Origin of the sequence: Paracoccus aerius, from assembly GCF_014656455.1 — a bacterium.
GTDB classification, from domain to species: domain Bacteria; phylum Pseudomonadota; class Alphaproteobacteria; order Rhodobacterales; family Rhodobacteraceae; genus Paracoccus; species Paracoccus aerius.
Genome location: NZ_BNCL01000002.1, coordinates 162,344 through 188,312 on the forward strand (window position 1 = coordinate 162,344; position 25,969 = coordinate 188,312).

Genomic DNA, 25,969 nt, shown 5'->3' on the forward strand with positions numbered 1-25,969 from the left:
CCATCCTACAGGACAGAAACCGATATGTAACCCCGGGAATCATCTCGGGGTTACACAATTCAGAATGACGAAACCCTTGTGAGCATCCGCAGGGCTGGTTACAAATCAGGTCCGTTTACGGGCCGGGATGGCCACAGGCACAGGGAAATGCGATGAAATTCTCGATCGAGCGCGCGGTTCTGGTCAAGGCCGTCTCTCAGGCCCAGTCGGTTGTGGAACGTCGCAACACCATCCCGATCCTGGCAAACGTCCTGATCGAGGCCACGCCCGACGGCGTCAGCTTCCGGGCCACCGACCTGGACACCGAGGTCGTGGATCAAGCCCCTGCCCAGGTGGAACGCCCCGGCGCCACCACCGTCAGCGCGGTCATGCTGAACGAGATCGCGCGCAAGCTGCCGGACGGCGCCCTGGTGCAGATCAGCAGCGACGATGCGGCCGGACGGCTGTCGGTGCAGGCGGGGCGGTCCAGCTTCAGCCTGGCCACGCTGCCGCGCGAGGATTTCCCCGTCATGGCGTCGTCCGAATACAGCGCCAATTTCAAGGCCAAGGCCGACATGCTGCGCCGGCTGTTCGACAAGGCCAAGTTCGCGATATCGACCGAGGAAACGCGCTATTACCTGAACGGCGTCTACATGCATGTGGCCCAGGTTGACGGCCAGCCGATGCTGCGCTGCGTGGCGACCGACGGGCACCGCCTGGCGCGGATCGACGCGCCCCTGCCGGTGGGCGCGGACGAAATGCCGGGCGTGATCGTGCCGCGCAAGACCGTGGCCGAATTGCGCAAGCTGCTGGACGACGACGATACCGATATCGCGGTGTCGGTCAGCGAGACCAAGGTGCGCTTCGCCACGCCCACGCTGACGCTGACCTCGAAGGTGATCGACGGGACATTCCCCGATTACTCGCGCGTGATCCCCCTGAACAACAGCCGCAAGCTGGAGGTCGATGCGACCGACTTTGCCCGCGCGGTGGACAGGGTGGCGACGGTCAGCAGCGAACGGTCGCGCGCGGTCAAGCTGGCCCTTGACCAGGACCGGCTGATCCTGTCGGTCAATGCCCCCGATGCGGGCGCGGCCGAGGAGGAACTGATCGTGGCCTATGCCGATGACCCGCTGGAGATCGGCTTCAACGCCAAGTACCTGCAGGAAATCGCCAGCCAGGTGGATCGCGACAATGCGGTGTTCATGTTCAACGGCTCGGGCGATGCCGCGCTGATCCGCGAAGGCGGGGACCAGAGCGCGGTTTATGTCGTCATGCCGATGCGCGTGTGACGCTGAGGCAGGTTTCGCTGGCGCAGTTCCGGTCATGGTCCCGGCTTGACCTGGACCTGAACGATCAGCCGCTGGCGATCTTTGGCCCGAACGGATCGGGCAAGACGAATATTCTGGAAGCCGTGTCCATGCTGGCCCCCGGCCGCGGCTTGCGCGCGGCCCCTGCCCCCGAACAGGCGCGGCAGGGCCCCGGCGCGGGCTGGCGGATCCACGCGGCCCTGGGCGATCACGCCATTGAAACGCAGGCACCGCCCGGCCAGCCGCGCGGCGTTGCAATCGACGACAAGCCGGTGGCGCAGACCGCGCTTGGCCGCCTGCTGCGCATCATCTGGCTGGTTCCCGCGATGGACCGGCTGTGGTCCGACCCGCCCGAGGCGCGGCGGCGCTTTCTGGACCGCGTGACGCTGTCGCTGTTTCCCGACCATGCGGATCTGGCGCTGACCTATGACAAAGCGATGCGCGAACGCAACCGCCTGCTGAAGGACCAGATCGCGGATCCGGGCTGGTATCGTGCGTTGGAAGCCCAGATGGGCGATGCGGGCGCGGCCCTGACCCGCAATCGCCAAGGGGCACTGACGGCGATCATGGCCGCGCAGGACGATGGCGATTTTCCCGCCGCGACCCTGCTGCTGCTGCCGGGCGAAGGTCAGGCCAACGACCCCGACCCCGACAGCATCGCCGATCGCCTGTCCGCCATGCGTTCGCGCGACATGGCGGCGGGCCGCAGCCTGTCCGGGCCGCACCGCGCCGACCTGGGCGCGCATTGGGGACCGCAGGACATGCCTGCCGCGCTGTCCTCGACCGGGGAACAGAAAGCGCTGCTCTTGTCGCTGGTGCTGGCCAATGCCCGCGCGCTGTCTGGCCAGCCGGTCGTGCTGCTGCTGGACGAGGTCGCGGCCCATCTGGATGCCGACCGGCGCGCGGCGCTTTACGACCGCATCTGCGGCCTGCCCGCGCAAAGCCTGCTGACCGGGACCGGCCCCGAACTTTTCGACGCCTTCGGACCCCGTGCCCGCCGGTTGGGGGTGGCAAAGACGGACGGGTTGTCCGCGGCCCGCGAAATTGCCGGCTGAACCCTGCCGGAATCGCAATAAAATCCCGTCTTTCCCGTGACTTTCCCCTGCCGGATGCTTATATCGGCTGCACAGGAACAGGACAATTTCACCCATGGCCGACACGATCCCGCAGACCGCCGAATACGGCGCTGATTCCATCAAGGTTCTCAAAGGGTTGGAAGCCGTCAGGAAGCGGCCCGGCATGTATATCGGCGATACCGATGACGGGTCGGGCCTGCATCACATGGTCTACGAGGTCGTCGACAACGGCATCGACGAGGCTTTGGCCGGCCATGCTGATTATGTGAAGGTGAAAATCCACGCCGACAGCAGCGTCTCGGTCCGGGACAACGGCCGCGGCATTCCCACCGACATCCATGCCGGCGAAGGCGTTTCCGCGGCCGAGGTCATCATGACCCAGCTTCACGCGGGCGGGAAGTTCGACCAGAACAGCTACAAGGTCTCGGGCGGGTTGCACGGGGTGGGCGTGTCGGTCGTGAACGCGCTGTCGGACTGGCTGGAACTGCGCGTGTGGCGCAACGGCAAGGAACATTACGCGCGCTTCGAACATGGCGACACGGTCGAGCATCTGCGCGTGGTGGGCGATGCCGCGCCGGGCGAGAAGGGCACCGAGGTGCGGTTCCTGGCATCGGCCAAGACCAACGATCCGGCCGGCACGTTCAGCAACCTCGATTATGTCTACAAGACGCTGGAAAACCGTCTGCGGGAACTGGCCTTCCTGAACAGCGGCGTCCGCATCATCCTGGAAGACGAGCGTCATGCCGAGGTCCAGAAGACCGAGCTTTTCTACGAAGGCGGCGTGCGGGAATTCGTGAAGTTCCTCGACCGCTCCAAGACCGCCGTCATGCCCGAGCCGATCTTCATGGCCGGCGAGCGCAACGGCATCGGGGTCGAGGTCGCGATGTGGTGGAACGACAGCTACCACGAAACCGTGCTGCCCTTCACCAACAACATTCCTCAGCGCGACGGCGGCACGCATCTGGCGGGCTTCCGCGGCGCGTTGACGCGCGTGATCGGCAAATACGCTCAGGACAGCGGCATCGCGAAACGGGAAAAGGTGGACTTCACCGGCGACGACGCGCGCGAAGGCCTGACCTGCGTGCTGTCCGTGAAGGTGCCCGATCCCAAGTTCTCCAGCCAGACCAAGGACAAGCTGGTCTCCAGCGAGGTGCGCCCGGCGGTCGAGAACCTGGTGGGCGAAAAGCTGGCCGAGTGGTTCGAGGAAAACCCGACCGAGGCCAAGTCCATCGTCGGCAAGATCATCGAGGCCGCCCTGGCCCGCGAAGCCGCCCGCAAGGCCCGCGAACTGACGCGCCGCAAGACGGCGATGGACGTGGCCTCGCTGCCCGGCAAGCTGGCCGATTGCCAGGAAAAGGATCCGGCGCTGTCGGAACTGTTCATCGTCGAGGGTGACTCGGCCGGTGGGTCCGCCAAGCAGGGCCGGTCGCGCCAGAACCAGGCGGTGCTGCCCCTGCGAGGCAAGATCCTGAACGTGGAACGGGCGCGATTCGACCGGATGCTGTCGTCCGAAATGATCGGCACGCTGATCACCGCGCTTGGCACGGGGATCGGGCGGGACGAATTCAACCTGAACAAGCTGCGCTACCACAAGATCGTCATCATGACCGATGCCGACGTCGACGGCGCGCATATCCGCACGCTGCTGCTGACCTTCTTCTTCCGGCAGATGCCGGAACTGATCGACGCGGGCCACCTGTATATCGCGCAGCCGCCGCTGTATAAGGTGTCGCGCGGCCGGTCCGAAGTTTACCTCAAGGACGAAGCCGCGCTCGAGGATTACCTGATCCAGCAGGGGGTCGAGGGCGCGGCGCTGAAGCTTGGTTCGGGTGAAGAAATCGTGGGCGCCGACCTGGCCCGCGTTGTCGGCGAGGCGCGGATCGCCCGTCGCCTGCTGCGCGCCTATCCCACGCATTATCCGCCCCATGTCACCGAGCAGGCAGCCATCGCCGGTGCCCTGCTGCCGGGTCGCGTCGATCAGGACGCGCAAGGCGCAGCCGATGCGGTGGCCGCCCGGCTGGACCTTATCGCCGAGGAATACGAACGCGGCTGGACTGGCCGTCCCACACAGGATGCAGGGATCCGCCTGACGCGCACCCTGCGCGGGGTCGAGGAAAGCCGGACCCTGGACGGGCAGATGCTGCGCAGCGCCGAAAGCCGCCGCCTGGGCGAGATGACGCAGGCCCTGCAGGACATCTATGGCCAGCCCGCCCGCCTGGTGCGCAAGGACCGCGACCAGCCGATCTTCGGGCCGCTGGGGCTGCTGCAGGCGATCTTCCTGGAAGGCGAAAAGGGCCTGTCGCTGCAACGCTACAAGGGCCTGGGCGAGATGAACCCCGAGCAGTTGTGGGAAACCACGCTTGATCCGGTCGCGCGCACCATGCTGCAGGTCCGGGTCGAGGACGTGGCCGAGGCCGAGGATCTGTTCACCAAGCTGATGGGCGACGTGGTCGAACCACGGCGCGAGTTCATCCAGCAGAACGCGCTGAGCGTCGAGAACCTGGACACCTGACGCTGTTGCGGAAATGCCGCGCCTTTGTTCAAGGCGCGGGGTTCCGGTCCACACGTATAGGATGTATGATCGCGTGACAGACAAATTGCGCTAAACCCCTTGTTCGACGGGGCGATCGGTGCTGCGATTGGGATTTCCTGAAAGAAGGAGCATCAGATGCGTCATTCCTCGTTCCTGGCGATTTCCGCCCTCGGCCTGATGTCAGGCACATCGGGCGCCCTTGCCGGGGGCTATATCGCCCCTGTTGCCGATCCGGTGGTGGCTGCCCCGGTCATCGAAGCAACGCCTGTCGGCACCTGGGCTGGAGGATATGCCGGCGGTTCGATCGGCTACGCCTTCGGCGGCGACGATGAGATCGGGCTGGACCTGATCGAAGGCGGAACCTTGATCGAGCGCGCGAACGACCTGGGCAATGTCGACCTCAAGGGGCTGAACGCAGGCCTTCATGCGGGCTATCGCTGGCAGCGCGGCAACTGGGTCTTCGGTCCCGAACTGTGGGTCGAGGGCGGCAGCATCGATGCTTCGGACCGGGTCAGCGTGGACGGTGTCGGCATCGATGTCGAATCTTCGGTCAACTACATCGCCGGCTTGCAGTTCAAGACGGGCTACAGCGTCGATCCGCAAACCCTGGTCTATGGGACGGCGGGGATCGTTCATGGCGACTTCGACTACAAGTTGGGCGGATCGGACGACAGCATCACTGAAAGCTATTCCGACACCGGCTACTCGCTTGGTCTTGGGGTCGAGCGGAAGTTGCGCGACAACCTGTCGATCTTTGCGGAATGGCAGTATCGCAACTTCGGCAAGACCGAGGTCAGCTATGATGTTCCTGGCGACCAGACGATCGTGACGCGCGCCACGCCCGAGCATCACAACGTCAAGGTCGGCGTGAACTTCAGCTTCTGACACCGGTCCTGTCCACGGATGAAAAGCCGGGCGCCCGCGGCGGCCCGGCTTTTTCATGACCTGCGGCGCGATGTTCCGCTGCGCATCGGGTGGCCCACAGGCACCGCCAGGGCGCGGTTGCCGCAGGCTATGGCAATGCCTTGCGGAACCAGGCCCGCCAGCACGGGACTGTCGATGGCAAGACCGCCGGTATAGGCGCCGAAGGCGGGCAGGATCAGGTGGTTGCGCCCGACAAGGAAACAGCGCCGCCGTTCGCCGGCCAGCCTGACACAGGGGTGGAAATGGCCCGACACATCCGGCCCCTGCCCCGCCTGGTGGCGCAGGGTCAGGCCGTCGGCCAATTCGTCCACCGTCTCTCCGGGCAGGCGCGGGCAGACCGGGGAAGGATCATGATTGCCGCTGACCCAGATCCAGCGGCGGTTCCAAGCCATGCCGCGCAGCCGGTCGCATAGCATGTCGGGCAGCGCAAGCGCGGCGGCATCGTCGTCGAAGCCGTCGCCCAGGCTGATGATCGCTTCGGGATCGGTTGCCGCAATCTCGGCCTCCAGACGGTCCAACGTGGCCAGAACCTCATAGGGGGGCAACAGCGATCCGCCCCGCCGGGCCATCCGTTCGGACTTGCCCAGGTGCAGGTCGGCCACGACCAGCCAGCGGCGTTCAGGCCAGAACAGGGCGCCGGACGGCCGCGCCTCGAGCGCGTGGCCTGCAAAGTCGAAGGCGTGGGTCACGCCAGCCCCGCCTCGGCCATCAGGGCCTGGGCCTCGGCCTCGGCCATGCGGTCGCGGCCCGCGCCGGTGATCGGCACGCGGCCGTATTCCAGCAGCAAGGGCGCGGCCAGCGGCGTGACGCGGCCGGTCATGCGGTGGTCGTGATGTGGCGAATGGTCCAGCATCTCCTCGATCCGGTCGAAGTCGACAAGGCCCCGCCGCGCCTCGTCCGCGGTGATGCGCAGCAGCAGGTGGTCGGGGTCATAGCGGCGCAAGGTATCGTAAAGAATGTCGCTGGAAAAGGTCGCCTGCTTGCCCGACTTGCGCTGCCCCGGCATGTTCCGCTGGATCAGGCCCGAGATCACGGCGACATTCTTGAAGGTCCGCTTCATCACGGCATTGCCCCCCAGCCAGTCGCCCAAGCCCGCGCGCAGCGCTTCGCGATCCAGCAAGGGCGCGGGATCGGTCACTGCATCCAACGACCAGATCAGCAGCGCATAGTCGGTCGCGATGAAGCCAAGGGGGCCAAGGCCCGCATCCTCCATCGTCTTCGTCATCAGCAGGCTCAGCGTCTGCAGCGCGTTGCGCCCGGCGAAGCCATAAAGGGCGAAGTGCCACTTGCCCTGGAAGGGAAAGCTTTCGCTCAGCAGCACGCCGGGCTGCGGCAGCGTGCTGATCTTTTCCTGCAGCGCCAGCCAGTCGGCGGTGTCGGGGGGCAGAACCCAGTGGCGCGACCGGTCGCCGACCAGCGCCTGGACCCGGTGCGACAATTGCGTGGATGTCGCCAGCTTCATTCCGGAATACAGCGCGATCCGTGGTTGCCGGGTCGGCTGCTTCGTCACCTCGACCACCATCTCGCGCAGGGCGTCGTACCTGACGGTCTGCCCGCCGATCAGGAAGGTGTCGCCGGGCACCAGGGTCGCGGCAAAGCCTTCCTCGACCTCGCCCAGCAGGCCGCCGCCGCGCCGGAACCGGACCTTCAGCATTTCAGCCTCGACGATGGTGCCCACGTTCATGCGCAACTCGCGCACGGCGCGCGGATCGCGCAGCCGCCATAGACCGTCGCGCTGCATCAGCCGCTGCCAGCGGTCATAGGCGCGCAGCGCGTATCCCCCGGTTGCCGCGAAATCCAGGCAGTCGTCGAACTGCGCCCGCGTCAGCCCGCGATAAGGTCCGGCGGTGCGTACCTCGGCCAGCAGTGCGTCGGCATCGAAGGGTCCCGCGCAGGCCGTCAGCAGGATATGCTGGCACAGCACGTCCAAGGGGCCGGGGCCGCGCGGATCGCCGTCAAGATCATGCTCGTGGACGGCTTCAAGGGCCGCGATGCATTCGACCACCTCGAAGCGGTTGGCCGGCACGATGCGCGCGCGCGAGGGCGCGTTATAGCGGTGGTTCGCCCGCCCGATCCGCTGGACCAGCCGCTTGACGTTCTTGGGCGCGCCGACCTGGATCACCAGATCGACCGCGCCCCAGTCGATGCCCAGATCCAGACTGCCCGTCGCGACAACGGCGCGCAGTTCCCCTGCGGCCATCGCGGCCTCGACCCGTTGCCGCGCCTCGCGGGCAAGGCTTCCGTGGTGCAACCCGATGGGCAGGTTGTCGTCATTGGCGGCCCACAGGGCCTGGAAGAACAGTTCGGCCTGGGCGCGGGTGTTGATGAAGATGATGGTGGTGCGGGCCTGCCTGATCTCGGCCAGAACCTCGGGGACGGCGTAATGGCCGCCTCCGCCGGACCAAGGCGCGGGGCGGGCGGTGGCCAGCATGGCAATGTCGGGTTCAGGGCCGGGATCGGCATGGATAATCGCCGCGCCGCCCATGAAATCGGCCAAGGCGCGCGGATCCTCGACCGTGGCGGACAGGCCGGTGGCGGTCAGGCCGGGGGCCAGGCTCCGCAGCCGCGCCAGGCACAGCATCAACTGGTCGCCGCGCTTGTTTTCCGCAAGCGCGTGCAATTCGTCCAGCACCACGCGGCGCAAACTGCCGAAGATCTGCGGCGCCTGCTCATAGGACAGCATCAAGGCCAGCGATTCCGGCGTGGTCAGCAGGATCTGCGGCGGATCGACCCGTTGGCGCGCGCGTTGCGAGGATCGGGTGTCGCCTGTCCGATCCTCGACCCTGACTGGCAGGTTCAGCTCGGCCACCGGGCGCGCCAGGTTGCGCGCGATATCCGCCGTCAGCGCTTTCAGGGGCGAGACATAGAGCGTGTGCAGCCCCTTGTGCCCGTCCTTCAGGTCGACCAGCGAGGGCAGGAAGCCTGCCAGCGTCTTGCCGCCCCCGGTCGGCGCGATCAGCAGCGTGTCGCCCTGGGCCGCCAGAAGGTCCAGTTGGTGCGGATGGGGCTGCCAGCCCTGGGCTGCGAACCAGTCCTGGAATTCGGGCGGAAGGGTCACGGGATCATGGCCTTCAGCGTGGACAAGTGATCGGCCTCGGACGCGGGCTTGTCCCAGCGGATGCGGCTGATGCGGGGAAAGCGCATGGCGACGCCCGACTTGTGGCGGCCGGATGCGTTCAGCCCCTCGAAGGCGACCTCAAGCACCAGCTTGGGCGCGACTGACCGGACCGGGCCAAAGCGTTCGGTGGTGTTGTTCCTCACAAAGCGGTCCAGTTCGCGCAGTTCCTCGTCGGTGAAGCCGAAATAGGCCTTGCCGACCGGGACAAGCTGGTCCGCCTCCCACAGGCCGAAGGTGAAATCGCTGTAGAAGCCCGACCGCTTGCCATGGCCGCGCTGCGCATAAAGCAGGACGGCGTCGACCACATGAGGATCGCGCTTCCACTTGAACCACGGCCCGCGCGGGCGCCCGCCGACGTAAGGGCTGTCGCGGCGCTTGATCATCACGCCCTCGATCACCGCCGCCGGGGGATCGGCGCGCAGGGCCGCCAGATCGTCCCAGGTGGTGAAATCCAGCAGGGGCGACACGTCGATGCGGTTGCTGCCGAAATCCGCGCCTTCCAGCACGGCGCGTCGTTCCATCAGCGGCAGTTCACGAAGATCGCGGCCCTGCCAGATCATCAGGTCATAAACGCGCAGACCGGCAGGGTGGCTTTCCAGCATCCCGCGTCCCACCTGCTTGCGGCCAAGCCGCTTTTGCAGGTCGCCGAAGACCGCGACATCCTCGCCGCGCCTGACCAACAGTTCACCGTCCACAGTGCCGTCGAAGTTCAGCGCCTCGATCAGGTCGGGAAAGCTGTTGCTGATATCCTCTCCGGTGCGGGAATAGAGCCTGCGCACCCCGCCGTCGTTGATCGCCTGCACGCGGATGCCGTCCCATTTCCATTCCGCGACATAATCGGCGGGATCGAAGGCCCCAAGCTGGTCCAGATCGACCGGCGTGGACAGCATCACCGGGCGGAAAGGCGCACGGGCGGCATGTTCGGGACGCGTGCCGCCCGCGATCCAGTCGAACAAGGGCTGATAGGGCGGGGTCAGCCCGTGCCAGATCTCCTCGATCTGGGCCACGTCGGGATCGCCCATATCCGCCAAGGCCATGCGCGCCATGCGGGCCGACAGGCCGATGCGCATGTTGCCCGTGGCAAGCTTCAGGAAGGCAAGGCGCTGCGACGGACCCAGCCGGTCCAGCATCGTGGCGATGGCCGCGGGCAGGCCCGCCTTGCCGGTTTCCGACAGCAGCGCCACCGCCTGGGTCAAGGGCACGTCCTCGTTCCGGTCCGTGTCCCACAACAAGGCGATGGTTTCGGCCAGATCGCCCACAAAATCATAGGACATCGCGAAAAGCTGTTCGTCCACGCGTTCCACCATCAGCCCGCGCAACAGGCCGGGCGTCACGGTGCGCAGCTTCAGATCGCCCGTCAGGGCGGCCAGGGCATAGCCCCGATCGGGGTCGGGCGTCTGTTCCAGGTAATGCCGCAGAAGCCGCAGCTTGGCATTGCGCGCGGGCGTGAAGGCCAGGCGTTCCAGAAGATTCGCGAAGGCTCTCATTCCGGCTCGTCCTCGTATCCGACAAGGCGCAGCGGGCGGGCCGGGATTCCCTGCAATTCGCACCACCGCATCAGCCCGTCCTCGGCCCCGTGGGTGATCCAGACTTCCTGGGGGGCCAGTTCACGGATGGTTCGCGTCACCTGCGGCCAGTCCACATGGTCGCTGATCACCAGGGGAAGTTCGACGCCCCTTTGCCTGGCACGCGCCCGCACCGCCATCCAGCCGGACGCAAAGCCGATGACGGGGTCGCGGAACCGCTGCACCCAAGCGGATGCAAAGGCCGAAGGCGGCGCGATCACCAGTTGCGCGTCCACCTGTTTCGCGGTGGCGGGGACCAGGGGGCCAAGGTCGATGCCCTGTTCCAGATGGTAATCGCACAAGCGTTGCAGCGCGCCGTGGATCGCGATAGGTCCGTCGATCCCCGCCTGCCGCGCCAGCATGATCAGCCGCTGCGCCTTGCCCAGGGCATAGGCGCCGATCAGGTGGTGGCGTTCGGGAAACTCGGCCATGCTCGCCAGCAGGCGGGTCATCTCGCCCGCCGGGTCGGGATGGCGAAAAACCGGCAGGCCAAAGGTCGCCTCGGTCACGAAGATGTCGCAGGGCACGGGTTCATAAGGCGCGCTGACCGGATTCGGGTGGCGGCAGTAATCGCCCGAAACGACGATTTTGGGGCCGCGGTCCGGCTGCACGGCGATCTGCGCTGATCCAAGGATATGGCCCGCCGGGTGGAAGCTGACGGTGGTGTCGCCGATCCTCAGCGGCTCGTCCGCCGCCTGACGCTGACCCGCGAAATCCTCGCCATAGCGGATCGCCATGATCTCCAGCGTCTGGCGGGTGGCAAGGACCGCGCCGTGCCCCGACCGGGCATGGTCGCCATGGCCATGAGTGATCAGCGCGCGATGCACCGGACGGACCGGGTCGATGTAGAAGTCACCGGGGGGGCAATAAAGACCGGCCGGGGTGGGGTGCAGGATCTGATCGGCGCGCATGGGTCCTAGATGGTGAACATTCCATGAAAATCAACGCCGCAGCGGGGTTGGCCGTTCCCGCGCCTCAGGCGGGGGGCGGGCGCCGGACGGGCACCACCGGGGCAGGCGCCTTGGACAGTTGCACCGCCAGGATGCCTGCCATGATGACCCCCACGCCGATCACGTCGCCCGCCGCCAGTTCCTCGCCCAAGAGCAGCGCGCCGGTCGCGACGCCGAAGAAGGGCGTCAGGAAATGAAAGGTCGCCGCACGGACCGCGCCGATGCGGCCCACCAGCTTGAACCAGATCCAGGTCGCAACCAGCCCCGGCACGATCACCGTATAAAGAAAGGCCCAGACCAGCCGCGGATGAAGATCGACCCGGAAATCCTCGACCAAGGGCGCGACGATCCACAGGGTCGCGGACCCGACCAGCATCTGCAGGCCCACGATCATCATCACGTTGCCGCCGGAACTGGCGCCGCGCACCGTCAGCGTGGCCACGGCCAGCGCCAGGGCCGCGGCAAAGCACATCACGATGCCGACCGGATCGCTGCCCCCGCCCTGCAGCCGCGCGCCCATGATGATCGCCACGCCCGCCAGCCCCAGGGCCAAGCCCAGGACGCCCATTGGCCGCAGCCTTTCGCCGAACAGGGACCAGCCCAGCATCGCCACGATCAGCGGCATGGTGGCTGCGATGATCGAGGCCAGTCCCGCCTCGATCCACTGCATCGCCACCCAGTTCAGCCCCAGGTAAAGCGCGTTCTGGCACAGGCCCAGGATCACCACGGCCCGCCATTGGGCGCGGGTCAGGGCCCGCCAGGTCTCGCCCATCGCGAGGGCGATGACGAAGGCCGCCGCCCCGGACATGGCGAAACGCAGGGCAAGGGCGAACAGCGGCGGCGCCTCGGTCACGATCATGCGGGTCGAGGTGAAGGCCGAGGCCCACATCACCGCGAAGAACACCCCCATGAGGATTGCGCGAATGTCCATTCCGGCCCCATTTGCAGATGATGCAGAAGGGCTAGCAGAGACGGATTGTCGCAGGAAGGCCAAAACAGAAAAGAGCCGCGCCCTATGGCGCGGCCCCGTTTCCTTGACCGGAAAGGTCGATCAGCTGTTGACGCTGTCCTTCAGCGCCTTGGCGACCGTGACCTTGACCTGCTTGTCGGCAGGCTTGGTCATCATTTCCTGGGTCTGCGGGTTGCGGACCTGGCGTTCCGGACGGGCGCGGCAGGCGATCTTGCCAATGCCGGGGATCGTGACCGAGCCGCCGGCGGCGACTTCACGGGCGACGACAGCGGCGATCGCGTCCAGTGCGGCCGAAGCCGATTTCTTGTCCGAACCCATTTCCTCGGCCAGGGTGGCAACGAGCTGGGTCTTGGTCATCGGTTTCGCGGATGGCGTTGCCATGAATCTGTCTCCTCTTGCCCGGTTCTGCGGGGGCTGCGAATTGCGCCTTTGGCGGCATATCGCCTGCTACACACGGTTTTGCCCAACAGATCAAGAGTTTTTCGCCGTTTCCTGGGAAAGCGGGCGCAGGCCAGCCGGTTGACGCAAGGTCAAAGAAAGGCCGTCTCGTGGAATGACCGCAATTTGCGCGAATGGATCCGTTCCAGCGGCATCTCTCGCAGCTTTTCCATGGCGCGGATGCCGATCAGCAGGTGGTTGGCGACCTGGCTGCGATAGAAGTCGGTGGCCATGCCCGGCAGCTTCAGTTCACCATGCAGCGGCTTGTCGCTGACACACAGCAGCGTGCCATAGGGCACCCGGAAGCGGAAGCCGTTGGCGGCGATGGTCGCGCTTTCCATGTCAAGCGCCACGGCCCGCGCCAGGGACAGCCGGTGGATCGGCGTGTCGCGCAATTCCCAGTTGCGGTTGTCGATGGTGGCGACGGTGCCGGTGCGCATGATGCGCTTCAGCTCGTAGCCTTCCAGCTGCGTAACCTCGGCCACGGCTTCCTGAAGGGCGACCTGCACCTCGGACAGGGTGGGCAGCGGGACCCAGACCGGCAGGTCGGCGTCCAGGACGTGATCCTCGCGCAGGTAGGCGTGGGCCAGCACAAAGTCGCCCAGCCGCTGGCTGTTGCGCAGGCCCGCGCAATGGCCGACCATCAGCCAGGCATGGGGGCGCAGAACCGCGATGTGGTCGGTCGCCGTCTTGGCGTTCGACGGGCCGACGCCGATATTGACTAGCGTGATCCCCTGCCCGTTCGCCCGCTTGAGGTGATAGGCGGGCATCTGCGGCAGCTTGGCCAATGCGGCCAGGGGCGCTTCGGGATCGGTGATCTCCTGGTTGCCGGGGGCGACGAAGCTGTCATAGCCCAGCGAAGGGTCGCCCAGGACGCGGCGGGCGAAGGCCTCGAACTCGTCCACGTAGAACTGGTAGTTGGTGAACAGGATGAAGTTCTGGAAATGCTCGGCCGCCGTTGCCGTGTAGTGCTGCAGCCGCGCCAGGGAATAATCGATGCGCTGCGCCGTGAAGGCCGCCAGGTGCTGCGATCCGTCGGGCATGGGACCCGCCACACCGTTCACGATGTCGTCGTTCATGGTGTTCAGATCCGGCACGTCGAAGACATCGCGGAGCGAGAAGTCCAGCACCCCTTCCTGCGGCACGGCCAGGTCGCTTTGATGCGCAACGGCGAAATGCACGGGCATCGGCGTCTCGCTGACGCCAACGGTCACCGGGACGCCGTGGTTGCGGATCAGCAGCCCGATCTGTTCGCGCAGGTAGTTGCCGAACAGGTCGGGCCGGGTGACCGTGGCGGAATAGCTGCCGGGGGCCACGACATGGCCAAAGGCCAGCCGCGAATCGACCGAAGGATGCGAGGTCACGGTCAGGCGCAGTTCCGGATAAAAGGCGCGATAGCGGGCCGTGGGCTTTTCACCTTCAAGCGCCCGGGTGAAGCGATCCAGCAGGAAGCCCGTTGATTGCGTGTAAAGCGCCTTCAGATGCGCAACCGCGGCGCCGGCATCGGTGAATTGCTGGCGTCCCGGGGCCGCCGGAGTGTCAACCGGAAGATAGCGGGTATCCGTGTCCATTCGTCTTGTCCTTGCTTTCCCTCGACCCTGCCAGCGACGCCCGCCGCAGGCAAGCGTCTGGCGTCCGGCAGAACGGGCCGTTACGGTGCGGTCATGAAGATGCTGGTTTTCGGTCATGGCTATTCCGCTGGCTTCCTGACGCCCCTGCTGCGGGCGCGGGGCTGGCAGGTTCTTGGCACGACGCGGAACAATCCCCGCCGCGTCGCGTCCGCAGGGGCCGAGCCGGTCCTGTGGCCGGGCGAGGAAGAACGGCTGCGCAGCGAAATCGCCGCGGCGGACGCGATCCTGGTGTCGGCCGCGCCGGGGCCCCAGGGCGATCCTGTGCTGGCGACGTTCCAAGACGATCTGGCCCGGGCGCGGCCCCGGTGGCTGGGTTATCTGTCCACCACCGGCGTTTATGGTGACCGCGACGGCGGTTGGGTCACCGAGGACAGCCCGCTGGACGCCACCGGCCCTCGCGGCCAGGCCCGCATCCGGGCCGAGGGCGACTGGCGCGCCCTGGCCGACCGGGCCGGGCTGCCCCTGCACATCTTTCGGCTGGCGGGTATCTATGGCCCGGGACGCGGCCCGTTCGAGAAGGTCCGGAACGGCACTGCCCGGCGGATCATCAAGCCGGGCCAGGTCTTTTCCCGCATCCATGCCCAGGACATCGCCCAGGTCCTGCTGGCCTCGATCGACCGGCCCGCGCCGGGCCGGGCCTATAACCTCTGCGACGACGATCCGGCCCCGCCGCAGGACGTGCTGGCCCATGCCGCGGCCCTGCTGGACCTTCCGCCGCCGCCCCAGGTGGCCTTCGAGGATGCCGAGATGACGCCAATGGCGCGGTCCTTCTACGAAGACAACAAGCGCGTCTCGAACCGGCGCATCAAGGAGGAACTGGGGGTCACGCTGCTTTACCCCGACTATCGCAGCGGCCTTGACGCGATCCTGGCCACCGAAGGGGGCGGGGGCGGATCGCCGCATGGACTTCGCGCCCGGCCCGTGCATGATCGCGGCCATGAGTGATGTGGATGTCCTGATCGCTGGCGGCGGGCTGAATGGCCCTACCCTGGCCCTGGCCCTGGCCCAAGCTGGGCTGCGTGTGGCGGTGGTCGATCCGCGCCCGGCCGATGCGCGGGCGGGCGACAACTTTGACGGGCGGGCCTATGCGCTTGCCGTGGCCTCGCAACGGCTGCTGAAGGCGCTTGGGCTGTGGGACGGGCTGGCGGGCGACAGCCAGCCGATCCGGCAGGTCAAGGCGTCCCAAGGCCGGCCCGGCGAAGGCGCCGCGCCCTTCTTCCTGCATTTCGACAGCGCCGAGATCGAGGAAGGGCCGGTGGGCTTCATGCTCGAGGATCGGTTCTTGTATCGCGCCCTGCTGCGGGCGATGCAGGACCGCGTGCAGCACCTGACCGGCCTGTCGGTCACGGACCATCAGGCCACCGGCGCGGGCGTCGAGGCCGTGCTGTCCGACGGGCGCCGCATCCGCGCCCGGCTCATGGTGGGCGCCGACGGGCGTGGGTCGGGCGTGGCCGCGCGCGCGGGGATCCGGCGGCAGGGCTGGGATTACGGCCAGACCGCGCTTGTCACAGCGATCGCCCATGACCGCCCGCACGAGGGCATCGCGCAGCAGTATTTCATGGCGACCGGCCCGCTGGCGATCCTGCCCCTGCCTGGCAACCGCAGCAGCGTCGTCTGGTCCGAAACCCATGACAATGCCCGCGCCATCGCCGCCCTGGATGACGAGGCCTTCCTGGACGTGCTGCGCCCGCGTTTCGGCGACTACCTGGGCCGGATTTCCCTGGCCGGGGCGCGCTTCACCTATCCCCTCAGCCTGTCGCTGGCCGAACGCTACGCCGCCGACCGGGTGGCCCTGGTGGGCGATGCGGCCCATGGCGTCCATCCCATCGCCGGACAGGGCCTGAACCTGGGCCTGCGCGATGTCGCGGCCCTGGCCGAGGTGCTGGTCGATGCCGCCCGGCGCGGCGAGGATATCGGGTCCGAACTGGTGCTGGAACGATACCAGGGCTGGCGGCGCTTCGACGCGACCGCCCTGGCGCTTGGCATGGACGGGGTGAACCGGCTGTTCGGCAGCGACAATCCGCTGCTGTCGGCGGCGCGCGGCATCGGGATGGGGCTGGTTACGGCCGTGCCTGCGCTGCGGCGTGGCTTCATGCGGCAGGCGGCGGGGCTGGCGGTCGAACCGATGCCGAGGCTGCTGACGGGGCAGCCTTTGTAAAGGGCCTGCAGTTCCACCCTGGCTGAACAAGGAAACAGGCTTCAGGCCGCGATCATCTGGCGGGCCTGCGCCAGATCCTGCGCGAACTGTTTCTGCGCCTCGGCCGCGCGGTCGCCGTCAAGCCGCAGGATCAGGCTGGGGTGCCAGGTCAGCAGCACCGGCCCGCCATCGAGCGCCCGTTCCACCTGCCCGCGCCGCGGCGTCAGCGGCCGGTTGTTTCCCGTCAGCGCAAAGGCCGCTGTGGCCCCCATTGCCAGCGTCAGCCGGGGCTGCACGAAGCCGCGTTCCAGATCCAGCCACCAGCGGCAGTGCTTGATCTCGGATACGTTGGGGGTCTGGTGGATGCGGCGCTTGCCGCGCGGTGTGAACTTGAAGTGCTTGACCGCATTGGTCATCCAGACTCGCCTGGCGTCCAGCCCAGCCTGTTCCATCGTCCGGTGCAGAAGCTGGCCTGCCGGTCCGACAAAGGGAAGGCCCTGCAGATCCTCCTGATCGCCGGGCGCCTCGCCCACGATCATCAGGGGCGCGGCGGGATCGCCCTTGCCCCAGACCGTTTGCGTGGCCGCATGGCACAGGTCGCAGCGCGTGCAGCGGCTTGCCTGCCGGCCGGCGCTGTCCATGTCTTGCGGCATGCTTTCGTCGGGCGCCTGGCGGATCCGCGCCGTGACCTTGGCCGCGAAACCCGGCGCGGTCGAGGCTCCGGCATCCCGCATCGCCTGCACCCGGCGCGGCGCATCGGCCAGCATCTGAGCGATCAGCCCGGTTTCCGGCAGGTTCTTCCAGTATTTCACCGGCATTTCCGACCGCATGGCCTGGGTCTTGATCCGGGCGGGGTTGAAGATGTTGGCGAAATAGGTCTGCCACAAATCGTGGCTGGCGTCCTCGGGCAGGTTTGGGCGGTCTGCAGGCGGGTCATAGGTGATCGTCCCGTCAAAGCGGGCAGTGCCTTCGGGCGTGGCGATCAGCCAGTCCATGTCGGCAAACCGTTTGACGAAGAACGGCGTCGCGGCCTCGAGGATCGGATGTTCCGGTTCGAACCAGGCGCCGAAGCTGCGGCGCGGACCCTGGGCCGGCAGTTCGTGGAACCGGACAAAGGCGTGCATCTTGTGGATGTCGCGGCGCACCGACTTGGCCATGCGCCCCAGCCGGTCGGTCAACGGATCGGCGGGGTTGGCGATGAAGCCGCGGTCGTCCTGCAGGCGCATCAGCGCGGTGTACAGCAAGGCCCAGCGTTCAGGATCGGAATGGCTGGCGACCGAGCGGGCGAGGTCCAGGAAATCCTTGCTGGCGGTGACCGGCTGCGGACCGGGCGGCGGCACGGGATCGGACCCGAACAGGCCCCCGTCGTCCCAGGTCACGTCGGTCGGGCTGACGCGGTTCGATGCAAGCTGCCGCGCCGCGTCGCGCCAGGCCTGGAACCGGCCGAAACGGGGCAGGTCGACGCGGATCACAGCAGTTGCAACTGCTCGGGCGGAGGGGCAAAGCGCGCCCGCAGCGAGGCGCTGTCGGTCAGGGCACCCGGATGCCAGTCGGGCAGCGTCACGAAGGCCCTGGCCTTGGACATGATCGCGCCCATCCGAAGCAGGTCGGCATAGCGCACCGGGCCGTTCCGACGCGCGGCGAGGATGCGCTGCACCGTCTTGGTGCCGAAGCCAGGAACCCGCAGCAGCATCTCCTTGGTCGCACGCGCGACCTCCACAGGGAAATGCGCCCGGTTCGCAAGCGCCCAGGCCAATTTGGGGTCGATCGACAGGTCGAGGTTGCCTGACGGATGGGCCGCGCCGATCTCGTCGGCCTCGAACCCATAGAAGCGCATCAGCCAATCGGCCTGGTACAGCCGGTGTTCCCGGATCAAGGGCGGCTTGACCAGCGGCAGAATGGCCGAGGAATCGGGGATCGGGCTGAAGGCCGAATAATAGACCCGCTTCAGGTCATAGCCGGAATACAGGTTCGCCGAGGTCTTCAGGATGTCGCGGTCGGTGGTCGCGTCCGCGCCGATGATCATCTGCGTGGACTGGCCCGCGGGGGCGAAGCGCGCCGCGCGGCGCCCGGTATGGGTCTTTTCCTTCGCGGCCTCCCTGCCCAGGCGCACGTCCGCCATGGCGGCACGGATCGTCTCGGGGCGCTTTTCGGGGGCCAGCTCGCGGATACTGGCATCCTGCGGCAGTTCGATGTTCACAGACAACCGGTCGGCGTAAAGCCCCGCCTCGGCCACCAGTTCGGGCGAGGCGTCGGGAATGGTCTTCAGATGGATATAGCCCTTGAAACCGTGATCGACCCGCAGCATCCGCGCAATGCGGACCATGTCGCCCATCGTCTGGTCGGGGCTGCGGATGATGCCCGACGACAGGAACAACCCCTCGATCATGTTGCGGCGATAGAACTCCAGCGTCAGCGTCACGACCTCTTCTGGGGAAAAGCGGGCGCGTTCCACGTTGCTGCTGACGCGGTTGATGCAATAGGCGCAGTCATAGATGCAGAAGTTCGTCATCAGGATCTTCAGCAGGCTGATGCAGCGCCCGTCCGGCGTATAGGCGTGGCAGATGCCCGACCCGCCTGCCGACCCGATGCCGCCGCTGCGCGAATCGCGCCGCGTCGTCCCGCTGCTGGCGCAAGAGGCGTCGTATTTTGCGGCGTCCGACAGGATCGCCAGCTTCTGCTGAAGGGTTCGCTGTGCCATGTCGGGAATATATGTTCCCGGTGCGTTCCGTTCAACGTCTACGAGATCGGAACCCTCACATACACGAGAGCGTTCGCCGCCTGCGCATCCGCCAGTCGTGATGTGCAACCGGCATCAGGAAGGATATGATCGGCGCCATGAACATCAGATCGCTCGCCCTTGCGCCCGCCCTTGTCCTTGGCCTTGCCTTTCCGGCCTTGGCCGAGAAGATTCCGCTGAACGAATTGTCGCGTTACCTGAACCGGATGACGACAGCGACGTCCGAGTTCACGCAGGTCAATCCCGACGGCTCGATCTCGACCGGGACGGTCTTTATCCAGCGGCCGGGCCGGGTGCGCTTCGAATACAACAACGACAACACGCTGGTGCTGGCCTCGGGCGGCAACGTCGCGGTGTTCGATCCCAAGTCGAGCGGCCCGCAGCAATATCCGCTGTCGCAGACGCCCCTGTCGATCATCCTGGACGCCAACGTGAACCTGGGCCGCGCCAATATGGTCACGGCGCATACGGAATCAAAGAACGCCACTGTGGTGACCGCGCAGGATCCGCAAAACCCGCAATACGGCAACATCCAGATGGTCTTTACCGCGGGCCCCACGCAATTGCGCCAGTGGATCGTGACCGACGACAGCGGCCAGAAGACCACCGTCATCCTTGGCGAGATGCGCGAGGGTGGCTCGATTCCCGCGTCGAAATTCTCGATCAACAACGAGTTGGCGCGGCGCAACTGATCGAAGCGGGCCTTTCCATCAGCCCGCTTGATGAAAGGCATCACGCCGACAGGGCTTGATCTTGGGGCATGACAGGTTCAACGCTGGCCGCGACACATGGCCGCGCGGGTTCCGTCATGCCCTCTTCTCGTCTCTTCACACCCATCCTGATCGGCGGATCGCTGATCCTGCTGATCAACTTTGCCCTCCGGGCCAGTTTCGGCGTCTTCCAGATCCCCATCGCCGCCGATTTCGGCTGGCCACGCGCCGAATTTTCGCTGGCCATCGCCATCCAGAACTTGGCCTGGGGGATCGGACAGCCGATCTTCGGGGCGCTTGCCGAACGCTGGGGCGACCGCTGGGCGATCATCCTGGGGGCCATCCTGTATTCGGCAGGCCTGATCCTGACCGCCTTCGCAACCTCGCCTGCCACCATGCAATTGCTTGAGGTGATGGTGGGCTTTGGCATCGCGGGCACGGGCTTCGGCGTGATCCTGGCGGTCGTCGGTCGTGCCGCCAGCGACGAGAACCGCAGCCTTGCCCTGGGCATCGCCACCGCCGCCGGGTCAGCGGGCCAGGTCTTCGGCGCCCCCTTGGCCGAGGTTCTGCTGGGCTTCTACAGCTGGCAGATGGTGTTCGTCATCTTCGGGGTGATCGTGCTGGCCTGCATGGCCTTCCTGCCGATGCTGGGCGACGGCAAGCCCGCCAGCCGCCACGAGCTTGAGGAAAGCCTGGGCAGCGTCCTGGGCCGCGCCTTTCGCGACCCGTCCTTCCTGATGATCTTCGTCGGCTTCTTTTCCTGCGGCTATCAGCTTGGCTTCATCACCGCCCATTTCCCCGCCATGATCACCGAGATGTGCGGGCCGATCAATCCGATGGGCACGCTGGCCAGCATCGGCATCACCACGACCTCGGCCCTGGGGGCGGTGGCGATCAGCCTGATCGGATTGGCCAATATCGCGGGCTCGATCATGGCGGGCTGGCTGGGCAAGAGATACACGAAAAAATACCTGCTGGCGGGCATTTATACCCTGCGCACCATCGCCGCCGCCGCCTTCATCCTGCTGCCCATCACGCCCGCAAGCGTGGTGATCTTCTCGCTGGTGATGGGGGCGCTGTGGCTGGCCACCGTGCCGCTGACCTCGGGGTTGATCGCCTATATCTATGGGCTGCGCTACATGGGCACGCTTTACGGCTTCGTGTTCCTGTCCCACCAGATCGGATCCTTCCTGGGCGTCTGGCTGGGCGGCAAGCTGTACGACCTGCACGGCGACTACACAATGGTCTGGTGGGTCGGCGTGGGGGTCGGGGCGCTGAGCGCGCTGATCCACCTGCCCGTGCGCGAGGCGCCGTCCCGCCTGCCAGCAGCCGTTCCGGCGGTTTGACCTGGGGCGGGCGCGGCCCTAGGGTCCGGCCCGCGCCCAGGACAGGATTCGCCCATGACAAGCCCGCCCCGCCACCACCCTTCGGAACGCGCCATTGCGATCCGCTATCAGCAACTGTCGGCCGAGGTGAAGGCCCTGCAACGCCAATGCTATGCGCTGGCGACGCTGCGCCTGCGCGCGGCGGTTGACGCCAGTGGCACCGGCAAGGGCCTGGCCGTGGTCAGCGACATCGACGAGACGATCCTGGACAATACCGCCGTCATGGCCCATGCCATGACCCTGGGCGAACATCTGGACGGGTTCGAGACCTGGAAGATGTGGGAACGCGAGGGCACGCCGCATCTGCTGCCGGGCGCGAGCGATTTCTTCCACCTGGCCGACAGGCTGGGCGTGACGATCTTCTATGTCTCGGACCGGTTCGAGGAAAACAAGCTGGCGACCATCGCCACCCTGTCCCGCCTGGGCCTGCCGCAGGTCCATGCGGACCAGGTCCTGCTGTTCGGCCCGCCCAAGGCCGAACGCCGCGCTGCCGTGGAACGCGACCACCGCATTATCCTGCACCTGGGCGACACGCTGCACGATTTCCACGGCTGCTTCGCGGGCGTCACGCTGGAAGAGCAGCACCAACTTGCCAGTGACCACGCCGACCGCTTTGGCGAAGACTGGATAGTCTTCCCCAACGCGGCCCACGGCACCTGGATGGAGGCCGAACTGCGCCCGTGGGAGGCGCCCAAGCCCCGCTAGTCGCCCAGGTGACCTGCGATGGCGCGACCCAGGGCGAAGGCGCGCTGTTCCAGGATCACCGGCGTTTCGCAGACATAGGTCAGCGATTGCTGGCGTTCGGTGAAGATGCGCTGATCCCAGTCAAGCGCCTCTTCGGCGGCGTCGATGGCGTCGAAGTCGGGATCGGCGGCGGCTTCAAGTTCCGCCATCTGCGCGCGGCGTTCCTCGATCCGCTGGGACAGCGAAACCTGGCTGCGCCCGTATCGGGCGATGCCGTCGATCAAGGCGGACCGGTCAGGCTCGATCTTGTTGAAGATCGCGACCATCAGCGCGGTCAGGCGGGCATCGTCGGCCCCTGCGGCAAAGTCGGCGATGGCGGCCTCGGCCTCCTCGATTGGCAGGCGGCGCTGTTCCAGCCGGGCGGCAAGCGCGTCGATCTGCGGGTCGCGGGCCAGTTCGGCGATCCGGTCGTCGGGCACGGGACCCGTCCAGACTTGGCCCAGCGACAGATGCGGCTGCTTCCGCTGGATGCAGGGCCATTCGGGATCGGTCCCGGTGGCCGCGAAAGCGGGCGCGGCGGCGAGGATCGCCAGTGCGACAAGGTATTTCATCCCCTCTCCTTCCTTCTGGCCCACAGGCCCTTGGCGGGATCATACATGAAGACGGCGCCCCCGAAGAAGACCGCAAGGCAGCCCGCGACGATCTCCAGGGCCTGCCAGTTGATCTGCAGGTACAGCGCGAAGCGGATCAGTTCGACCGCATAGGTGAAGGGATTGGCCGCGCAGATGTCGTGCAGCAGGGGCGAGCTTTCCTGCATCCGCCACAGCGGATAAAGCGCCGATGACGCGAAGAACATCGGGAAGATCACGAAGTTCATCACGCCCGCAAAATTTTCCAACTGCCGGATCGCGGATGACAGGAACAGCCCCAACGCGCCCAGCATCAGCCCCGACAGGACCAGGGCTGGCAGCACCGCGACATAGCCCCAGGCAGGCGGCCGGATGTCCCAGAACCAGGCGATCAGCAGAAAGGCATAGGCCTGGATGATCGAAACGATCACCCCCGCCATCAGCTTCGATCCCAGCAGGAACCAGCGGGGAAAGGGGCTGACCAGCAGCGTCCGCATCGCCCCGGTCTCGCGGTCATAGACCATCGACAGCGATGACTGCATCCCGTTGAACAGCTGGATCATCGCGACCAGCCCGGGGGTCACATAGACCTCGTAGAGGACATAGGTCTGGTAGGGCGGCGTGATCGACAGGCCCAGCACGGCGCGGAAACCGGCCGCGAAGATGAACAGCCAGACCAGCGGACGCACCAGGGCCGCCAGGAACCGGCCGCGCTGCTGGACGAAGCGCAGCGTCTCGCGCCAGGCGATGCCGCGGAAGGCGGTGGCCCAGGCGGATGCGGGAAAACGGCGTTCCGTCATGCGGCGGTTCCCGTCAGGGCAAGGAAGGACTGGGTCAGGCCCGAGGGTCCGGCAATCGAGGATGCCTTGCCCTGGCTGAGGACGCGTCCCTTGTGCAGGATCACCAGGTCGTCGTCGGGCTGGATCTCGTCCATGATATGGGTGGCCCACAATGCCGACACGCCCTCGGCTGCGATCAGGCGGCGGGTCAGGGCCAGGACCTCGGCCCGCGACTTCACGTCCAGGCCCACCGTCGCCTCGTCCAGCAGCAGCAGGTCAGGGCGGTGCATCAGCGCGCGCGCGATCTCGGCCCGGCGCTGCTGGCCGCCTGACAGGGCCGAGACCCGGTCATCGGCCCGCGCCTCAAGCCCCACCTGGGCCAGGACCTGCCGGGTCCGGTCGCGGGCGGCGCGGCGGGCGATGCCGTGCAGGGCGGCGTGATAGGCCAGGTTCTGCGCGACCGTCAGGTCCGCATCCAAGGCGCGGCTCTGGAAGACGACGCCCAGCCGGGCCATCGCCTGCGCAGGCTGGCGGCGCAGGTCGTGGCCGGCAACCTCGATGCTGCCCGAGACATTGCTGTAGAGCCGCGTCACCAGCGAGAACAGCGTGGTCTTGCCCGCGCCGTTCACCCCAAGAAGCGCGGTGAAGCTGCCGCGCGGAACGGTCAGCGACACGTCCGACAATGCCTGGACGCTGCCGAAATTGTGCGACAGGCCGGTGATGCGAAGCGCGTCCATGGGGGTCCTGTATTGCTGTCGGGGCGGATTTGACATCCGCCCCTGCGCACCTCGTCAGGCGGGACCTGCGCTGTCAAGTCGGCGCATGGTCCCGGATCGGGTCATTGGATGTTGAAGACGGCCTGCTGGCTTTCGCCCGACGACCCCGGGATCGACAGCGTATAGCGGCCCGGCGTGATCGCCACAAAGCTGATCACGGCGGTTCCGGCATTGTCGAACTCGATGCTGTGGACACCCATCGGGCGGATCTCGATGTCGTTGATGACGATCTCGTTGATCCAGATCGACCGGAAGAAGTCGCCCCCCGACAGCGCAAGCTCCTGGCTGCCGTCGGCATTGATGGCGATGCGGTAGAAACCGCCCGATTTCAGCGTGTATTCGTCCCCCGCGACTGGCGAACCCGATGCCAGAGTCAGCGGCGCCAGGTCGGTGCGGTTGTCCCGCGCCATGATGCCCGAGAAGCCATAATCGAACTTGCCCTGGGCATCATAGGTGGCGGCCGCCTCGCCGCCCGCTTCCTCCTCCTCTTCCTCTTCTTCGTCTTCCTCGGGTGCGGCATCGGGCGCGGCTTCGGTCGCAGCGGCGCCTTCGTTGGCGGCGGCGTCCTGCGCGGCGGCGGGGACGGACAGGCCGGCCATGATCATCAGAACGGTCAGCAAACGGGTCATGTTTTATCCTTTGTTGATGAATCTGTTGGGACCGGATCAGTTGGGCGCGACCACCACGCCCCAGGGCTGCTGGCCCACCTGGACGGACTTGATCACCTCCTCGGCGGCGACATCGATGACCGACACGTCGTTCGAGTTGCCGTTGGTGGTGAACAGGTATTTCTCGTCCGGGGTGAAGGCCATCTGCCAAACCCGCTGGCCGACCAGAAGGTAATCCTTGACCTCGTCCGTCTCGCCGTCGATCACGGCCACGCGGTTCGACGGCCCAAGCGCCACGAAGACCTTCTTGCCGTCATTCGTCACCCGCACGCCGACCGGCTGGATCGCCTCGGGCAGCACGCCGGGCACCTCGAAGGTGATCTTCTTCGTGATCTCCTGCGTGGCGGGGTCGATCACGCTGATCGTGCCGCCGATTTCCGCGCTGACATACAGCTTCGTGCCGTCATGGTTGAACTCGGCAAAGCGGGGGCGGGAATCGACCAGGACATTGGCCACGATCTCGAATGTGTCGGTGTCGATGAAATGCGCCATGTTCGTCGTTTCCGACGTGTTGATGACGATCTTGCCGTCGGGGCTGACGCCCATTCCCTCGGGTTCGACGCCCACGGGGATTTCGGCCAGCACCTGCTTGGACTTCACGTCCACGACGGTGACGAGGTTGTCATCCTCGTTGGCGATATAGAGCGGGTTGCCGGACGGGTGCAGCACGAACAGTTCCGGGTCGGGGCCGGACGGCAGGGTATGCATCTCCTCCATCGTGTTCGGATCGAAGACCCGGACCAGGTTGTCGTCGGACGCGCAGACGTAAAGCTCGGTCCCGTCGGGGGAAATGGTGATGCCGCGCGGCCGGTTGCCGACGGGATAGGTGCCGATCACCTCCAGCGTCTCGCTGTCCAGAACGGTGACGTCGTTGCCCTTTTCGTTGGAGACGAAGACGCGGTTGGCAAGCGCGGGTTCGGCCAGCAGAACCATTGCGGGGGCCAGGACCAGAAGTCGCTTCATGGAA

The 25,969-nt window shown here is 66.6% G+C and carries 23 protein-coding genes; 9 read left to right on the top strand and 14 right to left on the bottom strand.

The genetic code is table 11. From position 1 onward, the window contains the following. The first annotated feature begins 152 nt into the window (after positions 1-152). From dnaN to IE224_RS03000, 4 genes are all read left to right on the top strand, one after another. A complete protein-coding gene (dnaN, locus tag IE224_RS02985; protein ID WP_167623268.1) occupies positions 153-1,271 on the top strand; it encodes a DNA polymerase III subunit beta in 1,119 nt (372 codons plus the stop codon). After that, entirely contained in the window at positions 1,268-2,344 is a 1,077-nt protein-coding gene (recF, locus tag IE224_RS02990) for a DNA replication/repair protein RecF (RefSeq protein WP_191307970.1), read from the top strand. The genes dnaN and recF overlap by 4 nt, the downstream gene beginning before the upstream one ends. 94 nt (positions 2,345-2,438) lie before the next feature. After that, positions 2,439-4,877: a DNA topoisomerase (ATP-hydrolyzing) subunit B gene (gyrB, locus tag IE224_RS02995; protein ID WP_191307972.1), complete on the top strand. Its 2,439-nt coding sequence runs from the start codon at positions 2,439-2,441 to the stop codon at positions 4,875-4,877. Positions 4,878-5,033: 156 nt separating this feature from the next. Continuing rightward, positions 5,034-5,783, top strand: coding sequence for an outer membrane protein (locus tag IE224_RS03000; protein WP_191307973.1), 750 nt, complete (start codon positions 5,034-5,036; stop codon positions 5,781-5,783). 53 nt (positions 5,784-5,836) lie between these two features. Here IE224_RS03000 and pdeM read toward each other — a convergent pair whose 3' ends face one another. The 7 genes from pdeM to IE224_RS03035 all read right to left on the bottom strand — a co-directional run bounded on the left by pdeM (position 5,837) and on the right by IE224_RS03035 (position 14,434). Next, the gene (pdeM, locus tag IE224_RS03005; RefSeq protein ID WP_167623272.1) at positions 5,837-6,511 is read right to left on the bottom strand and encodes a ligase-associated DNA damage response endonuclease PdeM; all 675 of its coding nucleotides are present in this window, start codon (positions 6,509-6,511) and stop codon (positions 5,837-5,839) included. Next, on the bottom strand, positions 6,508-8,880 hold the full coding sequence (locus tag IE224_RS03010) for a ligase-associated DNA damage response DEXH box helicase (RefSeq protein WP_191307975.1): 2,373 nt from the start codon (positions 8,878-8,880) through the stop codon (positions 6,508-6,510). The genes pdeM and IE224_RS03010 overlap by 4 nt, the downstream gene beginning before the upstream one ends. Further along, positions 8,877-10,427: a cisplatin damage response ATP-dependent DNA ligase gene (locus IE224_RS03015; RefSeq protein ID WP_191307977.1), complete on the bottom strand. Its 1,551-nt coding sequence runs from the start codon at positions 10,425-10,427 to the stop codon at positions 8,877-8,879. Before IE224_RS03015 ends, IE224_RS03010 begins: the two co-directional genes overlap by 4 nt. Beyond that, entirely contained in the window at positions 10,424-11,416 is a 993-nt protein-coding gene (locus IE224_RS03020) for a ligase-associated DNA damage response exonuclease (protein WP_191307979.1), read from the bottom strand. The genes IE224_RS03015 and IE224_RS03020 overlap by 4 nt, the downstream gene beginning before the upstream one ends. 64 nt (positions 11,417-11,480) lie before the next feature. Next, entirely contained in the window at positions 11,481-12,386 is a 906-nt protein-coding gene (locus IE224_RS03025; RefSeq protein WP_191307981.1) for a DMT family transporter, read from the bottom strand. Positions 12,387-12,506: 120 nt separating this feature from the next. After that, positions 12,507-12,806, bottom strand: coding sequence for an HU family DNA-binding protein (locus tag IE224_RS03030; RefSeq protein ID WP_167623277.1), 300 nt, complete (start codon positions 12,804-12,806; stop codon positions 12,507-12,509). 149 nt (positions 12,807-12,955) lie between these two features. After that, complete coding sequence (locus IE224_RS03035; RefSeq protein ID WP_167623278.1) at positions 12,956-14,434, bottom strand: AMP nucleosidase; 1,479 nt, start codon at positions 14,432-14,434, stop codon at positions 12,956-12,958. Between the two features lie 93 nt (positions 14,435-14,527). Here IE224_RS03035 and IE224_RS03040 point away from each other — a divergent pair, with 93 nt between their 5' ends. Continuing rightward, positions 14,528-15,439, top strand: coding sequence for an SDR family oxidoreductase (locus IE224_RS03040; protein ID WP_191307983.1), 912 nt, complete (start codon positions 14,528-14,530; stop codon positions 15,437-15,439). After that, on the top strand, positions 15,432-16,652 hold the full coding sequence (locus tag IE224_RS03045; RefSeq protein WP_229849225.1) for a UbiH/UbiF/VisC/COQ6 family ubiquinone biosynthesis hydroxylase: 1,221 nt from the start codon (positions 15,432-15,434) through the stop codon (positions 16,650-16,652). Before IE224_RS03040 ends, IE224_RS03045 begins: the two co-directional genes overlap by 8 nt. A gap of 41 nt (positions 16,653-16,693) precedes the next feature. Here the strand turns inward: IE224_RS03045 and IE224_RS03050 are convergent, their stop codons facing one another. Further along, positions 16,694-18,103 carry a UdgX family uracil-DNA binding protein gene (locus IE224_RS03050; RefSeq protein ID WP_191307985.1) on the bottom strand — a complete coding sequence of 470 codons (1,410 nt, stop codon included), beginning with the start codon at positions 18,101-18,103 and terminating at the stop codon, positions 16,694-16,696. Beyond that, positions 18,100-19,332, bottom strand: a complete 1,233-nt coding sequence (locus tag IE224_RS03055) for a putative DNA modification/repair radical SAM protein (protein ID WP_191307987.1) — start codon at positions 19,330-19,332, stop codon at positions 18,100-18,102. The genes IE224_RS03050 and IE224_RS03055 overlap by 4 nt, the downstream gene beginning before the upstream one ends. A 137-nt stretch (positions 19,333-19,469) precedes the next feature. On the opposite strand from IE224_RS03055, the gene IE224_RS03060 reads away from it, so the two are divergent. From IE224_RS03060 to IE224_RS03070, 3 genes are all read left to right on the top strand, one after another. After that, complete coding sequence (locus IE224_RS03060; protein ID WP_167623282.1) at positions 19,470-20,063, top strand: LolA family protein; 594 nt, start codon at positions 19,470-19,472, stop codon at positions 20,061-20,063. Positions 20,064-20,179: 116 nt separating this feature from the next. Then, positions 20,180-21,427 (top strand): MFS transporter, encoded by a 1,248-nt coding sequence (locus IE224_RS03065; RefSeq protein WP_191308270.1) that lies wholly within the window; start codon positions 20,180-20,182, stop codon positions 21,425-21,427. Between the two features lie 54 nt (positions 21,428-21,481). Then, a complete protein-coding gene (locus IE224_RS03070; RefSeq protein ID WP_191307989.1) occupies positions 21,482-22,171 on the top strand; it encodes an HAD family acid phosphatase in 690 nt (229 codons plus the stop codon). On the opposite strand, the gene IE224_RS03075 is transcribed toward IE224_RS03070, so the two are convergent. From IE224_RS03075 to IE224_RS03095, 5 genes are all read right to left on the bottom strand, one after another. After that, the gene (locus IE224_RS03075; RefSeq protein ID WP_167623284.1) at positions 22,168-22,761 is read right to left on the bottom strand and encodes a hypothetical protein; all 594 of its coding nucleotides are present in this window, start codon (positions 22,759-22,761) and stop codon (positions 22,168-22,170) included. The genes IE224_RS03070 and IE224_RS03075 overlap by 4 nt on opposite strands. After that, positions 22,758-23,579, bottom strand: coding sequence for a lanthanide ABC transporter permease protein PedC (gene pedC / locus IE224_RS03080; protein ID WP_191307991.1), 822 nt, complete (start codon positions 23,577-23,579; stop codon positions 22,758-22,760). The genes IE224_RS03075 and pedC overlap by 4 nt, the downstream gene beginning before the upstream one ends. Then, positions 23,576-24,295: a lanthanide ABC transporter ATP-binding protein PedB/LutE gene (gene pedB, locus IE224_RS03085; protein WP_191307993.1), complete on the bottom strand. Its 720-nt coding sequence runs from the start codon at positions 24,293-24,295 to the stop codon at positions 23,576-23,578. Before pedB ends, pedC begins: the two co-directional genes overlap by 4 nt. Positions 24,296-24,396: 101 nt before the next feature. Next, positions 24,397-24,963 (bottom strand): cupredoxin domain-containing protein, encoded by a 567-nt coding sequence (locus IE224_RS03090; RefSeq protein ID WP_191307994.1) that lies wholly within the window; start codon positions 24,961-24,963, stop codon positions 24,397-24,399. A 36-nt stretch (positions 24,964-24,999) separates the two neighbouring features. Next, positions 25,000-25,965 (bottom strand): YVTN family beta-propeller repeat protein, encoded by a 966-nt coding sequence (locus IE224_RS03095; RefSeq protein ID WP_191307996.1) that lies wholly within the window; start codon positions 25,963-25,965, stop codon positions 25,000-25,002. Between the last annotated feature and the right edge of the window lie 4 nt (positions 25,966-25,969).